This window comes from Mesorhizobium sp. M7A.F.Ca.US.008.03.1.1, from assembly GCF_003997495.1.
In the GTDB taxonomy this organism is placed as follows: Bacteria; Pseudomonadota; Alphaproteobacteria; order Rhizobiales; family Rhizobiaceae; genus Mesorhizobium.
The window spans coordinates 73,042-87,349 of record NZ_RZRU01000007.1 but is presented as its reverse complement, the minus strand read 5'-3'; the positions used below and the strand labels follow the sequence as shown (position 1 = coordinate 87,349).

The following is a 14,308-nucleotide window of genomic DNA, read 5'->3' as shown; positions in this document are numbered from 1 at the left end:
CTCAGCCAATCAGCCGAGAATGCCGGGCAGGTTGAGCTGATGCTCCTTGGCGCATTCGACCGCGATCTCGTAGCCGGCATCGGCGTGGCGCATGACGCCGGTTGCCGGGTCGTTCCACAACACCCGCTCCAGGCGCCTTGCTGCGTCCCGCGTGCCGTCGGCGACGATGACCATGCCGGCGTGCTGGGAAAAGCCCATGCCGACGCCGCCGCCATGATGCAGCGACACCCAAGTGGCGCCGGACGCCGTGTTGAGCAACGCGTTGAGCAGCGGCCAGTCGGACACCGCGTCCGAACCGTCCTTCATGGATTCCGTTTCGCGGTTCGGCGAGGCGACCGAGCCGGAATCGAGGTGATCGCGGCCGATGACGACAGGCGCCTTCAGCTCACCCTTGGCCACCATTTCGTTGAAGGCGAGGCCGAGCCTGTGGCGGTCGCCAAGGCCAACCCAGCAGATGCGCGCCGGCAGGCCCTGGAAAGCGATGCGCTCGCGCGCCATGTCGAGCCAATTGTGCAGATGGGTGTTGCCGGGCGTCAGTTCGCGTACCTTGGCATCGGTCTTGTAGATATCCTCAGGATCGCCTGACAGAGCTGCCCATCGGAAAGGGCCGATGCCGCGGCAGAACAGCGGACGGATGTAGGCGGGCACGAAGCCGGGGAAGGCAAAGGCGTTCTCGAACCCCTCCTCCTTGGCTACCTGGCGGATGTTATTGCCATAGTCGAGCGTCGGCACACCGGCGTTCCAGAACGCCACCATCGCCTCGACATGTTCGCGCATGGAGGCGCGGGCTGCCTTCTCGACTGCCTTGGGGTCGCTGACGCGCTTCTCGCGCCACTCAGCCATCGTCCAGCCTTTCGGCAGATAGCCGTTGATGGGATCATGCGCCGAGGTCTGGTCGGTGACCATATCGGGGCGAATGCCACGCCTGAACATTTCCGGGACGATCTCGGCCGTATTGCCGAGCAGGCCGACCGATTTCGCCTCGCCGGCCTTGGTCCAGCGTTCGATCTTTTCCAGCGCCTCGTCGAGCGAGTCGGCGCGCTCGTCGACGTAGCGGGTGCGCAGGCGGAAATCGATCGAGTCCGGATTGCATTCGATGGCCAGGCAGCAGGCGCCGGCCATGACGGCGGCGAGCGGCTGGGCGCCGCCCATGCCGCCGAGCCCGCCGGTCAGGATCCATTTTCCCTTGAGATTGCCGCCATAGTGCTGGCGGCCGGCCTCGACAAAGGTCTCGTAGGTGCCCTGCACGATGCCTTGCGTGCCGATGTAGATCCACGAGCCGGCCGTCATCTGGCCGTACATCATCAGCCCCTTCTTATCGAGCTCGTTGAACTTTTCCCAATTCGCCCAGTGCGGCACCAAATTGGAGTTGGCAATCAGCACGCGCGGCGCGTCGGGATGGGTGCGGAACACGCCGACCGGCTTGCCCGACTGCACCAGCAAAGTCTCGTCATCGGCTAGCGTCCTCAACGAGGCGACGATACGGTCGAAGTCGTTCCAGGTCCGCGCCGCCCGGCCGATGCCGCCATAGACGACCAGCTCGTTGGGGTTTTCGGCGACGTCCGGGTCGAGATTGTTCATCAGCATGCGCAGCGGCGCTTCCGTCAGCCAGGAGCGGGCGCTGATTTCGGTGCCGCGCGGACTGCGGACTTCACGGATGTTGTGGCGAGGATTGTTCATGGCGTCACTCCATAAAAGGACCTGATGTCAGCCGCGCGCCCAGGATGTCGCGGTCTCGAGAATTTTCCGCAGCGTGGCGCGGATCGGTGCTGCGAACTCGGCGTCATAGGGCACTGGCCAATTGTCGGGCTCGCCCTTACCCTCCGGCTCGCGCATGTAGCCACGGTTGGAGAGCTCCATCTGCAGCGCATGCACGCCATCTTGAGGTTGTCCGAAATGGCGCGTGATCCAACCGCCCTTGAAGCGGCCGTTTACGACAAAGGTCTCCCCGGTCTCGGCCATGATCTGGCCGACCATCGCCTGCAGCGTCGGATCGGCGCTCTTGCCGTCATTGGTGCCGAGATTGAAAACCGGCAGCGTGCCCTCGAACAGGCGCGGCAGCACCGAGCGGATCGAGTGGCAGTCATAGAGGACGATCTTTTCGTGCAGGCCACGCAACCGGTCGATCTCGGCCTGCAAGGCGGCATGGTAGGGCACGAAGAATTTCTCGCGCCGCTCATCAACTTCTGAAGGTCCTGGCTCTTCACCTTCGCGGTAGAGCGGATCGCCATCGAAAGTCTCGGTGGGGCACAGGCCGGTCGTCGCCTGGCCGGGGTAGAGCGAGGCGCCGGATGGATCGCGGTTGACGTCGATGACGGTGCGAGAGATCGCCGTATGCACGACAGTCGCACCGAGATCGCCTACGAAATCATAAAGCTTGTCGATCCACCAGTCGCAGTCGCGGCGGCCAAGCCAAGGCGACACCAGCCGGTTCTCCAGGCCGGCGAGATCGATTCCGGTGTGCGGGATCGACACCAGCAGCGGGGCGGTACCGGGCGTGACGGTGAGCCAGGGCGTGCTTGCCATCACATGGCTCCGGAAATCGACGGCAGCGCTATCGCGCCGGCGGCCTTGATGGTCGCTCCGCTGCGCACCATGGCGATCGCCTTTTCCATGTCGGGGTGGAAATGCCGGTCATTGTCGAGATGCGGCACCTCGGCCCGGACCAGCTTGCGCACGGCCTCCAGGGCATCGCTCGACGCCAGCGGCGCATGGAAGTCGCAGCCTTGCGCGGCGGCGAGCAATTCGATGCCAATGACCGCGGTGGCATTCTCGACCATTCCGATCAGCCGGCGCGCGCCGTGCGCGGCCATCGACACGTGGTCTTCCTGGTTGGCCGAAGTCGGGATCGAATCGACGCTGGCCGGATAGGCTTTCTGCTTGTTCTCCGAGACAAGGGCCGCCGCGGTCACCTGCGGGATCATGAAACCGGAGTTCAGGCCGGGCTTGGGCGTCAGGAAGGCCGGCATGCCCGAAAGTGCTGGATCGACCAGCATGGCGATGCGGCGTTCCGACAGCGAGCCGATCTCGCAGACGGCGAGCGCGATCATGTCGGCGGCGAAGGCCACCGGCTCGGCGTGGAAGTTGCCGCCGGAAAGTGCGGTGTCATCCTCGGCGAAGATCAGCGGATTGTCGGTGACGCCATTGGCCTCGGTGCCGAGCGTGTCGGCCGCCTGGCGCAGGACGGTCAGTGCAGCGCCCATCACCTGCGGCTGGCAGCGCAAGCAATAGGGATCCTGCACACGTTCGTCGCCAACCCGATGTGATTCACGGATGGCGCTGCCGGCCATCAGATTGCGCAGGGCGTCAGCCGTCTCGATCTGGCCGGGATGCTTTCTCAGCACATGGATGCGGGGATCGAAGGGGGCGTCGGAGCCTTTTGCCGCGTCGGTCGACAGGGCACCGGCGACCAGCGCCGATTGGTAGAGCACTTCGGCCTCGAACAAGGCGGCCAGCGCATAGGCGGTCGAAAACTGGGTGCCGTTGAGCAGCGCCAAGCCTTCCTTGGCGCCCAATGTCACCGGCTCCAGCCCATGCGAGACGAAGGCGACCTTGGCCGGGAAACGGCCATGCGGGGTAAAGCATTCGCCGACGCCGATCATCACCGCCGTCATGTGCGACAGCGGGGCAAGGTCGCCCGACGCCCCGACCGAGCCTTGCGCCGGCACCACCGGGATGACGTCGTTGGCCAGCATTGCTTCGAGCAATTCAATGGTCTGCGGCCGCACGCCGGAGGCGCCCTGCGCCAGGCTGGCGAGCTTCAGCGCCATCATCAGCCTGCAGACAGCAACCGGCATCGGCTCGCCGACGCCGGCGGCGTGCGACAGCACGATGTTGCGCTGCAAGGTCTCGAGATCCTCGGCCGGGATGCGGACGCTGGCCAGTTTGCCGAAACCGGTGTTGATGCCATAGACCGGCTCGCCCTTGGCAACGATCCTGGCGACGGCCTCGGCGCTCGCCTTGATTTTCGGCTGGCAGGCATCGTCCAGCTTGGGCACGGCGCCACGATAGATGGCGCGCCAGTCCGCCAGCGTCGCATTGCCGGGCTTCAGGGTCAGTTCGGTCATTGTCCTCTCCAGATGCGGGCATGCAGCGGGTTGAAGCCCATGCGGTAGACGAGTTCGGCGGGGCGCTCGATGTCCCAGATCGCCAGGTCGGCGGATTTTCCGACCTCAAGCGTGCCGGTTTCCCTCAGCAAACTAAGGGCGCGGGCCGCCTCGCGGGTGACGCCGGCAAGGCATTCGTCGACGGTCAGGCCGAACAAGGTCGCGGCCATGTTCATGGTCAGAAGCAGCGAAGTCAGCGGCGAGGTGCCGGGGTTGTTGTCGGTAGCGACGGCCATCCTGACGCCGTGCTGGCGAAACAGGCCGATCGGCGGCTTCTTGGTTTCGCGAATGAAATAGTAGGCGCCGGGCAGGATCGTCGCCACGGTCCCTGCCCTGGCCATCGCCGCTGCACCTGCCTCATCGGTGTATTCGAGATGGTCGGCCGACAGCGCACCGTAACGGGCGGCGAGTTCGGCGCCATGCAGGTTGGACAGCTGGTCGGCGTGGAGCTTGACCGGCAGGCGGGCGGCCCTGGCGGCATCGAAGACGCGCGCCATCTGGTCCGGCGAAAAGGCGATGCCCTCGCAAAAACCGTCGACGGCATCGGCCAGTCCCTCGGCGGCAACCGATGGGAGAATTTCCTTGGCGACCAGATCGATGAAAGCGTCCTTGTCACCTTTGGCTTCCGGCGGCAACGCGTGAGCCCCGAGAAAGGTGGTGCGGATCGTCACCGGCCGCTGGTTGCCCAACTGCCGCGCGGCACGCAGCGACTTTTTCTCGTTTTCGAGGTCGAGGCCGTAGCCCGATTTAATCTCGACCGTGGTTGCGCCCTCGGCGATCAGCGCATCGAGGCGCGGCAGTGATTGCGCGACCAGATCGTCTTCACTGGCGGCCCGCAAGGATTTGACCGAGGAGACAATGCCGCCACCAGCCCGGGCGACCTCTTCATAGGTAGCACCGGCCAGCCGCATCTCGAATTCGTTGGCGCGGTTGCCGGCATGGACCAGATGGGTGTGGCAGTCGATCAGGCCGGGTGTGATCCAGCGGCCCTCGCAATCGACCGTCTCGGCGCCCTGGGCAAGCGTCGGGGGCAGCTCCGACTCGGGGCCGGCATAGACAATGCGGCCGTCACGCGCAGCGACCGCGCCATGTTCGACGACGCCAAGTCCGGCAGATCCTTCGGCCATGGTCGCGAGCCGCGCATTGCGCCACAGACGAAGATCCCCTGCCCGGCTTTTGCTCTGTCCAGCCATCATCTTTTCCGTTTCAATCGATGACGATTATGTATATACATATTGAAACGCACTGCAAGTGCCATCATCGCATGAGAGACAGAGAACCGGAGAGAAAAGTGGCAGCGATCTTTGCGGAACAGGCGCTCCTTCCCAATGGCTGGCGCAACAATGTGCGGATCACCCTGGCCGAGGGACGCATTGCAGCCGTTCAGCCTGGTGCCGCTGCGGCAGCCGGCGACGAACGCCACGCGATCCTGTTGCCCGGCATGCCCAACCTGCACAGCCACGCCTTCCAGCGCGGCATGGCCGGCCTTGCCGAGCTTCGCGGCGCCTCCGCCGACAGTTTCTGGAGCTGGCGCGAGGTGATGTACCGCTTCGCGCTGTCGATGACGCCCGATCAGGTCGAGGCGGTTGCAGCACAACTCTATGTCGAGATGCTGGAGGCCGGGTTTTCGCGTGTCGGCGAATTTCACTATCTGCATCACGACCGTGATGGAAAACCCTACGCCAACCTCGCCGAGATGGCCGAACGCATTGCGGCCGCGGCCGGCGAGACGGGCATCGGCCTGACGCTGTTGCCGGTGTTTTATGCGCACTCATCTTTCGGCGGTGCCGCGCCAAACGAAGGCCAGCGGCGATTCATCAACGATGTGAATCGGTTCTCGCGGCTTGTTGAGAAATGCCGCGAATCGGTTCGCGCGGTGAATCAGGCTGTCGTCGGCGTCGCTCCGCACAGTTTGCGTGCCGCGACGCCGGAAGAACTGATTGAAGTGACTGCCCTAGCGCCGGATGGGCCTATCCACATCCACATTGCCGAGCAGGTGAAAGAGGTCGAGGATTGCCTTGCCTGGTCGGGCGCGCGGCCGGTCGAATTTCTGCTTGGGCATGCCAAGGTCGACAAGCGCTGGTGCCTGATCCACGCCACCCACATGACCGATGCTGAAACCGTTGCCATGGCCAGGAGCGGTGCCATCGCCGGCCTTTGCCCGATCACCGAGGCAAATCTCGGTGACGGCACTTTTGCCGCGCCGCTGTTCAGGGAACATGGCGGCCGCTATGGCGTCGGCTCCGATTCCAACGTGCTCATCGGCCTCCCCGACGAGTTGCGCCAGCTCGAATATTCGCAGCGCCTCGCCCACCGCGCCCGCAATGTGCTGGCGGTCGCCGGCGGCTCGACCGGCCGCGCGCTGTTCGACGCCGCACTCGACGGTGGCAGCGTCGCCCTTGGCGCCGGTGCTTCCGCGATCGCCGCCGGTGCGTCGGCCGATCTCGTCTCGCTCGACGCAGGCAATCCCTCGCTGGCCGGCAAGACCGGTGACGCAATCCTCGACGCCTGGATCTTCGCCAATGGCAGCAAGGTCGACTGCGTCTGGGTGCATGGGCTCAAACAGGTCAGCGGCGGCAGGCATGCGAAGCGAGAGGCCATCGCTGAGCGGTTTCGCAACGTCATGAGGGCGCTTTCGGCATGAGCATGGCCGGCACAGTGGAAGCGGAAGGCGGCGGCTCGCTGCACCAGCGCATCCTTTCCGACATCAACGAAAAAATCCTGTCCGGTGCCTGGGCGCCCGGCCATCGCATCCCGTTCGAGCACGAATTGAGCGTGCAATACAATTGCTCGCGCATGACGGTGAACAAGGCGCTGTCACAGCTTGCCAAGGCCGGACTGATCGAGCGCCGCCGCCGCTCGGGCAGCTTTGTGCGCCGGCCGCAGTCGCAGGCGGCGGTGCTGGAAATCCACGATATCCGCATTGAGGTCGAAGCGCTCGGCCTGCCCTACCGCTACGAGCGCGTGGCGCGGCACAAAAGGCGCAGCAATACCGAGGATCGCGCCTTGCTGGAGCTTGCCACCGCCGGTCCGGTGCTGGCGCTGGAGTGCCGGCATTTCGCCGGCGAGCGGCCGTTCGCGCATGAACAGCGATTGATCAACCTGATCGCCGTGCCCGAGGCAGCAGACGAGGAATTCATGGCCGTCGCGCCAGGACCATGGCTGATTGGCCGCGTGCCGTGGAGCGAAGCCGAGCACCGGATTCGCGCTGTCGCAGCCGACAGGCATATCGCGGCCGCACTCGACATAGAGACCGGTGCGCCGTGCCTGGTGGTCGAGCGACGGACATGGAGCGCCGAGCATCCGGTCACCCATGTGCGCTTCACCTATGCGGCCGAGAGCCACACGCTGGTGGCAAGGTTCAGGCCGCAGGGGTAGTCTTTCTTCACCCTCCCCCTTTGTGGGGAGGGTCGGCGAGCCGGCATTGCGAAGCAATGGTGGCGAGACGGGGTGGGGGTCCGGCGCCGACCCCCACCCCGCTGCTTCGCAGCGACCCTCCCCACAAGGGGGAGGGTAAAAACTCAAATCGCAGCGGTAATAATGATCTCGACCAGATATTCCGGGGTGGCGAGCTTTGCTTCGCCGGTGGCGCGGGCCGGCGTGTTGCCTTGCGGCACCCACTTGTCCCACTCAGCGTTCATCTCGACAAAGGTGCTCATGTCGGCCAGCCAGATGATCGCCTGCAGGATCTTGCTCTTGTCGGAACCGGCCTTGGCCAGCAGTTCGTCGACGGCCGCCAGGATATCCCTGGTCTGCGAAGCGACGTTGCCGGTCGGCTGACCGACCTGGCCGGCCAGATAAACGGTATCTCCGTGAATGACGATCTGGCTCATGCGTGGGCCGACATCGATGCGACGAATGCTCATTTGATGGTTCCTTCCTGTGGCGGTTGCGCTTCTTTAGAGTCGCGGCCGGCTTCGGGCAAGGTCGCAAGGTCGAATCCCCTTGGGCCAAGGGCATATGATATCCACACACGGCAAGTTGACCCTGCAGACGCAATTCCGCCGGATTGGCTTGTTGACTAATGTAATAACATCACATATCCAATCGGCCGCTGCCCGCAGCGGATTTCGTCGCCCTCACGGATCGCAGAATGACAAACACCTGCCTGACATTCCGCGACCTGACGCTTGGCTACGGCAGCCATCCGGCAATCCATCATCTCGACGGCATCATACGCAAGGGCTCGCTGACCGCTGTCGTCGGCGCCAACGGCTCCGGCAAATCGACGCTGATGAAAGGTATTGTCGGCGTCCTGAAGCCGATGGCCGGCGAGGTCATCCGCGCGCCTGGCGTTCGCGCCGCCTATCTGCCGCAGCAATCGGAACTCGACCGCTCCTTTCCGGCGCGGGTGGTGGATCTGGTTTCGCTCGGCCTGTGGCCACGGCGCGGCCTGCTTGGCCGCTACACCAGGGAAGATCGCTATGACGTCGGCAAGGCGCTGATGGCGGTCGGCCTCGGCGGCTTCGAGAAGCGGCCGATCGACACGCTGTCGGGCGGCCAGTTGCAGCGCACGCTGTTTGCGCGTGTCCTGCTGCAGGACGCCGACCTCATCCTGCTCGACGAGCCGTTCAACGCCGTCGACGCCAAGACGGTCGGCGACCTTATTGCCCTGATCAAGCACTGGCATGGCGAGGAACGCACCATAATGGTAGTGGTCCACGATCTCGAGTTGGTGCGGCAGAATTTCCCCGAAACACTGTTGCTTGCCCGCCAGCCGATTGCCTGGGGCGAAACCAGGGAAACGCTAAAGCCGGAAAACCTGTTGCGCGCCCGCCGCTTCCACGAAGCCTGGGAAGAGAATGCGCCCTGGTGCGAGCCAGACGAACACGATCATGGCCATGGGCACCATGGCCATGATCACGACCACCGGGACCATCAGCATGGCATCGGACCGAGGGCTGCCTGATGGATACGCTTTACGGTCTTTTCATCGCGCCCTTCGCTGATTTCGGCTTCATGCAGCGGGCCCTGATCGGTTCGCTGATGCTGTCGCTCGGCGCCTGCCCGATCGGCGTCTTCCTGATGCTGCGGCGGATGAGCCTGTCGGGCGACGCCATGGCGCATGCCATCCTGCCGGGTGCCGCCGCCGGCTTCCTGTTCTACGGGCTGGAAATCCTGCCTATGACCATCGGCGGCCTGATCGCCGGCGTCATCGTCGCGCTCGGCGCCGGCGCCGTCTCGCGCTTCACCATCCAGCGCGAAGACGCCTCGATGGCTGCGTTCTATCTGATTTCGCTCGCCATCGGTGTGCTTATGGTGTCGATCCGCGGTTCCAGCGTCGATCTCATGCATGTGCTGTTCGGCACCGTGCTGGCGCTCAACGATGAAGCGCTGACGCTGATCGGCGGCATCGTCGCGGTGACGCTGGTCAGCCTTGCCATCTTCTGGCGGGCACTGGTCGCCGAATGCCTCGACCCGCTGTTCCTGCGCTCGGTCAGCCGGCTCGGCAGTCCGGTGCACTTCATCTTCCTCGGTCTTGTCGTGCTCAACCTTGTCGGCGGCTTCCAGGCACTCGGCACGCTTCTGTCGGTTGGGCTGATGATGCTGCCGGCTGCGGCCGCCCGCTTCTGGACAGTGCGCGTCGAGCCGATGTGCGTGCTGGCGGTGCTGATCGGCTTCGCATCCTGCGTCGCCGGGCTGCTTTTGTCCTATCACGCGTCGCTGCCGTCCGGCCCGGCCATCATCCTGTCGGCCGGCGTCGTCTATTTCGCCTCCATCCTGTTTGGCACGCGCGGTATTCTGCGCGCACGCATCATCCACCACCGTCACAGAACGGCCTGATCCCCCGCCCCAAAAAGGAGACCCGTCTATGCTGAAATCGATCCATGCCGCCGTGGCGATGAGCGTTATAACATTAACCGCCTTTGGCGCATCGTCGGCCTTCGCGGCGCCGCTAAAAGTGGTCGCCAGCTTCACCGTCATTGCCGATTTCGCCAAAAATGTCGGCGGCGACCGCATCGATGTCACCACCATCGTCGGGCCAGACGGCGACGCCCACGTTTATGAGCCGAGCCCGGCCGATGCGGTGGCCATGGCCAAGGCCGACATCGTGCTGGTCAACGGCCTGCATTTCGAAGGTTTCCTGCAGCGGCTGGTCGAAGCCAGCGCCACCAAGGCCTCGATCGTCACCTTGACCAAAGGCGTGACGCCGATCGATTTCAAGCCTGAATTCGCCGACGCCGATGCAGCCGAAGGCGCCGGCACCGGCGGCGGCAAGACAGTCACCGATCCGCACGCATTCCAGTCGATCGCCAATGCCAGGATCTATGTGAAGAACATCGCCGAGGCCTTCTGCGCGGCCGATTCGGAAGGCTGCGTCAGCTACCAGACCAATGCCGCCGCCTACACGAAGAAGCTCGACGCGGTTGAAGGTGAAGTGAAAGCGGCGATCGCCTCGATCCCGGAGAGCAAGCGCGTCGTCATCACCTCGCATGACGCCTTCGGCTATTTCGAACACGCATACGGCCTGACCTTCCTCGCCCCGCAAGGCATCTCGACCGACTCTGAACCATCCGCCGCCGACGTCGCCAAGCTGGTCAATCAGGTAAAGCAGGACAAGGCGGCTGCGATCTTCGTCGAGAACATCACCAACCCGCGCCTGATCGAGCAGATCGCCAGCGAAACCGGCATCAAGGTGGGCGGCACACTCTATTCGGACGCGCTGTCGCAGCCCGACGGCCCGGCCGCGACCTATATCGACATGATGCACAACAACATCCGTCAGATCAAAGGCGCCATTCTCGGCAGCTGAGTTTGAAGGATTGTCCAGCCGGGCCGCATCGGCCCGGTTGGATTTTCTGGCACGCAATGTCTATTTGGCAGAGAATTCCTTCGGTACGGATTGCCGCCAATGTCGGGGAGTGGCAAGACTGACACCTGACCAGTTTGCGAGGATGCTGCCATGGAATACCGCGAAATCAGCGAGGACTATTCGGTTTCGGGCCAGATCCAGCCTGAGGACGTCGCCGCCATCAAGGAAGCCGGCTTCAAGAGCGTCATCTGCAACCGGCCCGATGACGAACAGCCCGGCCAGCCGTCTGCCGACACCGTCAAGGCAGCGGTCGAAGCCGCAGGGCTCGCTTTCCGCTACATTCCGGTGATCAGCGGCCAGATCACCGCCGGGAATGTCGAGGATCAGGCCGAAGCGCTCGACGAACTCGATGGCCCGGTCTTCGCCTATTGCCGCTCCGGCGCCCGCTGCACCAATCTCTATGGGCTGATCCAACAGTCGAAGGGTTGATTCGCCCAAGATTTAGATCGGCAGCGCGTCGGTTTCCTTGAGTGTCTCAAGCACGATCGCCGTCTTCACATGCTGCACGGATTCGTGCGGCAAGAGGACGCCATTGACGAATTCCGACAATGATTTGAGATCCGGCGTCACCACTTTCAGGATGTAATCCATCTCGCCGGTCAGCGCGTGCGCTTCCTGCACCTCAGGCAGCCGCGCCACCAGTTCGCCGAAGCGCCGCGCATTGTCGCGGTTGTGCGTGGCGAGCGTGACCGAAATGACGTTGACCAGGGAAAAACCGAGCTTGTCGCGGTCGAGAACGGCGCGATAGCCCTTGATAAAGCCGTCTTCCTCGAGCCGCTGGCGGCGGCGCGAGCATTGCGACGCCGACAGGTTTACCCGCTCCGAAAGATCGTTGTTGGTCAGCCGCGCATCCCCCTGCAATAGCGCCAGTATCTTGCGGTCGAACTGATCAATGCGCGTCTCATCCATGGTTTTATCTCTCATCATGCACGCTTCACGCATGAGATGGTCATTTCAAGCGTTTGAATGCAAGCACCATGCACCTCGTCCGCGCTATGATGGGCGTCGGATGGCCCTTTCAGACTAGGCCAGCTTCGGAGGAATATCATGGGTCCCTTCCCGCACGACGCACCGCCCGCCACGATCAGCAAGGACAACCCGGCCGGCACCGATGGTTTCGAGTTCGTCGAGTTCGCGCATCCGGAGCCGCAGAAACTGGCCGAACTGTTCACCCGCATGGGCTATGTGGCGGTGGCCAAGCACCGCACGAAGGACATCACGGTCTGGCGCCAGGGCGACATCAACTATGTCGTCAATGCCGAGCCCGGTTCGCATGCGATGAAATTCGTCGACAAGCATGGCCCCTGTGCCGCCTCGATGGCCTGGCGGGTGGTTGACGCCAGGCATGCCTTCGACCACGCCGTGGCCAAGGGCGCCACCCCTTACGAGGGCGACGACAAGGCGCTGGATGTGCCGGCAATCGTCGGCATTGGCGGCTCGCTGCTCTATTTCGTCGAGACCTATGGCAAGAATGGTTCGGCCTATGATGCCGAGTTCGAATGGCTGGGCGCGCGCGACCCACGGCCGGAAGGCGTCGGCTTTTATTACCTCGATCACCTGACCCACAATGTCTATCGCGGCCAGATGGACAAATGGTGGGATTTCTACCGCAATCTGTTCGGCTTCAAGCAGATCCATTTCTTCGACATCGACGGCAAGATCACCGGCCTGGTGAGCCGCGCCATCACCTCGCCCTGCGGCAAGATCCGCATTCCGCTGAACGAGTCCAAGGACGAGACCAGCCAGATCGCCGAGTATCTGAAGAAGTACAATGGCGAGGGCATTCAGCATATCGCTGTCGGCACCGACGAGATCTACGCCGCCACCCACAGACTTGCCGAGAACGGGCTGAAGTTCATGCCGGGCCCGCCGGAGACCTACTACGACATGTCGTATGACCGCGTGAACGGCCATGACGAACCGATCGAGCGGATGAAGAAGCACGGCATCCTGATCGATGGCGAAGGCGTCGTCGATGGCGGCATGACCAAGATCCTTTTGCAGATCTTTTCGAAGACCGTGATCGGGCCGATCTTCTTCGAGTTCATACAGCGCAAGGGCGACGAAGGCTTTGGCGAGGGCAATTTCCGCGCGCTGTTTGAATCAATCGAGCAGGACCAGATCAAGCGCGGGGTGATCAAGGTTCAGGCGGCGGAGTAGGTAGATTCAAACCGGGCTTCTTGCGGCGCGACCAATTATGACCTAAATTATGGTCAAAAAGGATCGCGCCGTGAATGTTTCCATCGCCGAGGCCAAGGCCAAATTGTCGGAACTCGTCAGCCGCGCGGAAGCCGGCGAGGAGATCGTTCTCACACGCCACGGCAAGGTGGCCGCGCGCATCGTACCGCCAGTAGCGGCCGAACCACTGCCGCGTATTGGCGCCTTGAAGGGCAAGATTTGGATTGCGGACGATTTTGATGAACTTGGTCCCGAATGGGACGAGTACGTGAAATGACGGTCGGCCCGTTTCTTGCCGACACGCATATCATCCTGTGGTCAATTTCAGACGATCCACGTCTCAGCCAGCACCACCGCGCTATCTTGGCTTCGGAAGCGGTGGTGTTCGCGAGCGCGGCAAGCGTCTGGGAAATTGCCATCAAACGTTCAATCGGAAAACTCAACGCGCCGGACGATCTGCCAACGCTGCTTCCCAGAATGCAATTTCAGCCACTTGCAGTCACTTTGCAGCATGCGGACGCCGTCAGCAGCCTACCCCATCATCACGGTGATCCGTTCGACAGACTGCTGATCGCGCAGGCGCAAATGGAGAAACTAGCAATCCTTACATCCGACCCGCATTTTGCCCGTTATGATGTCGCTCTGGGATGATTAGCGAGACAAGTCGCTCTCACAAACCCAACCGCTCGACCTCTCTCTCCCTCAGCTTCGCATCATAATAGAGCAAGAACTCGTCAAGCTGCGGCGGCTTGACCGAGGTGCCCGACAGCATCGCGTGCACCTGGCCGCGATGGTGGATGTCGTGCAGGAAGACATGGGCGAGGATGTCGCCGATCCGCTCGGGGATCATGCCGTCTTCACGCCGGTCGGTGATGACGCGGCGATCGAGATCGCTCTCCGACAGGGCATCGCAGAAGGCGATCAGCCTGCGGTCGGCTGCGACCTGGGCGGCAAACAACTCCCCCGGTTCGTAGAACGACACGAAGTCGTCATGGGCGGCAGCACCGAAACCACCCTCCTCGAGAAAATCGAGATAGAGGATAATCGACCGCCAATATGTGGTTGAGCGTTGCCCTGATCGACGGAAAGAAACTGGTGCGTTCGGCTCGAACTCACCCGGCTCGAGCGACAGCACCGCGCGGTAGAGCCGGTCGTTCGACCAGAGATTGTTGCGCGCCATGCGGCGCAGATGGTCAGGCAGGTTCACGAG

General features: G+C 63.2%; 16 protein-coding genes. 9 read left to right on the top strand and 7 right to left on the bottom strand.

Annotation, left to right across the window (positions count from 1 at the left end; genetic code table 11):
• Positions 1-9: 9 nt before the first annotated feature.
• Genes hutU through hutI form a run of 4 tightly spaced genes read right to left on the bottom strand, consistent with a single transcriptional unit; the run spans position 10 to position 5,299 of the window.
• A complete protein-coding gene (gene hutU, locus EOA16_RS11605) occupies positions 10-1,680 on the bottom strand; it encodes a urocanate hydratase (RefSeq protein WP_127258077.1) in 1,671 nt (556 codons plus the stop codon).
• Between the two features lie 27 nt (positions 1,681-1,707).
• Positions 1,708-2,526 (bottom strand): N-formylglutamate deformylase, encoded by an 819-nt coding sequence (gene hutG, locus EOA16_RS11600; RefSeq protein WP_127258075.1) that lies wholly within the window; start codon positions 2,524-2,526, stop codon positions 1,708-1,710.
• The gene (gene hutH, locus EOA16_RS11595; RefSeq protein ID WP_127258073.1) at positions 2,526-4,067 is read right to left on the bottom strand and encodes a histidine ammonia-lyase; all 1,542 of its coding nucleotides are present in this window, start codon (positions 4,065-4,067) and stop codon (positions 2,526-2,528) included. The genes hutG and hutH overlap by 1 nt, the downstream gene beginning before the upstream one ends.
• Positions 4,064-5,299, bottom strand: coding sequence for an imidazolonepropionase (hutI, locus tag EOA16_RS11590; RefSeq protein ID WP_127258071.1), 1,236 nt, complete (start codon positions 5,297-5,299; stop codon positions 4,064-4,066). Before hutI ends, hutH begins: the two co-directional genes overlap by 4 nt.
• Before the next feature lie 98 nt (positions 5,300-5,397).
• Between hutI and EOA16_RS11585 the strand changes: the two genes are divergently transcribed.
• Complete coding sequence (locus tag EOA16_RS11585) at positions 5,398-6,750, top strand: formimidoylglutamate deiminase (protein WP_127258069.1); 1,353 nt, start codon at positions 5,398-5,400, stop codon at positions 6,748-6,750.
• Positions 6,747-7,484, top strand: a complete 738-nt coding sequence (gene hutC, locus EOA16_RS11580) for a histidine utilization repressor (RefSeq protein ID WP_127258068.1) — start codon at positions 6,747-6,749, stop codon at positions 7,482-7,484. Before EOA16_RS11585 ends, hutC begins: the two co-directional genes overlap by 4 nt.
• A gap of 143 nt (positions 7,485-7,627) precedes the next feature.
• Here the strand turns inward: hutC and EOA16_RS11575 are convergent, their stop codons facing one another.
• Positions 7,628-7,972, bottom strand: coding sequence for a RidA family protein (locus tag EOA16_RS11575; RefSeq protein ID WP_127258066.1), 345 nt, complete (start codon positions 7,970-7,972; stop codon positions 7,628-7,630).
• Positions 7,973-8,199: 227 nt separating this feature from the next.
• Between EOA16_RS11575 and aztA the strand changes: the two genes are divergently transcribed.
• From aztA to EOA16_RS11555, 4 genes are all read left to right on the top strand, one after another.
• Complete coding sequence (gene aztA, locus EOA16_RS11570; protein ID WP_127258064.1) at positions 8,200-9,015, top strand: zinc ABC transporter ATP-binding protein AztA; 816 nt, start codon at positions 8,200-8,202, stop codon at positions 9,013-9,015.
• Positions 9,015-9,890 carry a zinc ABC transporter permease AztB gene (gene aztB, locus EOA16_RS11565; RefSeq protein WP_109672416.1) on the top strand — a complete coding sequence of 292 codons (876 nt, stop codon included), beginning with the start codon at positions 9,015-9,017 and terminating at the stop codon, positions 9,888-9,890. Before aztA ends, aztB begins: the two co-directional genes overlap by 1 nt.
• 28 nt (positions 9,891-9,918) lie before the next feature.
• Positions 9,919-10,860: a zinc ABC transporter substrate-binding protein AztC gene (aztC, locus tag EOA16_RS11560; RefSeq protein WP_127258063.1), complete on the top strand. Its 942-nt coding sequence runs from the start codon at positions 9,919-9,921 to the stop codon at positions 10,858-10,860.
• Between the two features lie 150 nt (positions 10,861-11,010).
• Positions 11,011-11,349 (top strand): TIGR01244 family sulfur transferase, encoded by a 339-nt coding sequence (locus EOA16_RS11555; RefSeq protein WP_127258061.1) that lies wholly within the window; start codon positions 11,011-11,013, stop codon positions 11,347-11,349.
• 12 nt (positions 11,350-11,361) lie between these two features.
• Here EOA16_RS11555 and EOA16_RS11550 read toward each other — a convergent pair whose 3' ends face one another.
• Positions 11,362-11,829 (bottom strand): Lrp/AsnC family transcriptional regulator, encoded by a 468-nt coding sequence (locus tag EOA16_RS11550; RefSeq protein WP_127258059.1) that lies wholly within the window; start codon positions 11,827-11,829, stop codon positions 11,362-11,364.
• Positions 11,830-11,967: 138 nt separating this feature from the next.
• Here EOA16_RS11550 and hppD point away from each other — a divergent pair, with 138 nt between their 5' ends.
• The 3 genes from hppD (at position 11,968) to EOA16_RS11535 (ending at position 13,749) form a co-directional block, all read left to right on the top strand.
• Complete coding sequence (gene hppD, locus EOA16_RS11545; RefSeq protein ID WP_127258057.1) at positions 11,968-13,080, top strand: 4-hydroxyphenylpyruvate dioxygenase; 1,113 nt, start codon at positions 11,968-11,970, stop codon at positions 13,078-13,080.
• Between the two features lie 70 nt (positions 13,081-13,150).
• Complete coding sequence (locus tag EOA16_RS11540) at positions 13,151-13,375, top strand: type II toxin-antitoxin system prevent-host-death family antitoxin (protein WP_127258055.1); 225 nt, start codon at positions 13,151-13,153, stop codon at positions 13,373-13,375.
• Positions 13,372-13,749: a type II toxin-antitoxin system VapC family toxin gene (locus EOA16_RS11535; RefSeq protein WP_127258053.1), complete on the top strand. Its 378-nt coding sequence runs from the start codon at positions 13,372-13,374 to the stop codon at positions 13,747-13,749. The genes EOA16_RS11540 and EOA16_RS11535 overlap by 4 nt, the downstream gene beginning before the upstream one ends.
• A gap of 19 nt (positions 13,750-13,768) precedes the next feature.
• Here the strand turns inward: EOA16_RS11535 and EOA16_RS11530 are convergent, their stop codons facing one another.
• Positions 13,769-14,305, bottom strand: coding sequence for a DinB family protein (locus tag EOA16_RS11530; RefSeq protein ID WP_245455909.1), 537 nt, complete (start codon positions 14,303-14,305; stop codon positions 13,769-13,771).
• Between the last annotated feature and the right edge of the window lie 3 nt (positions 14,306-14,308).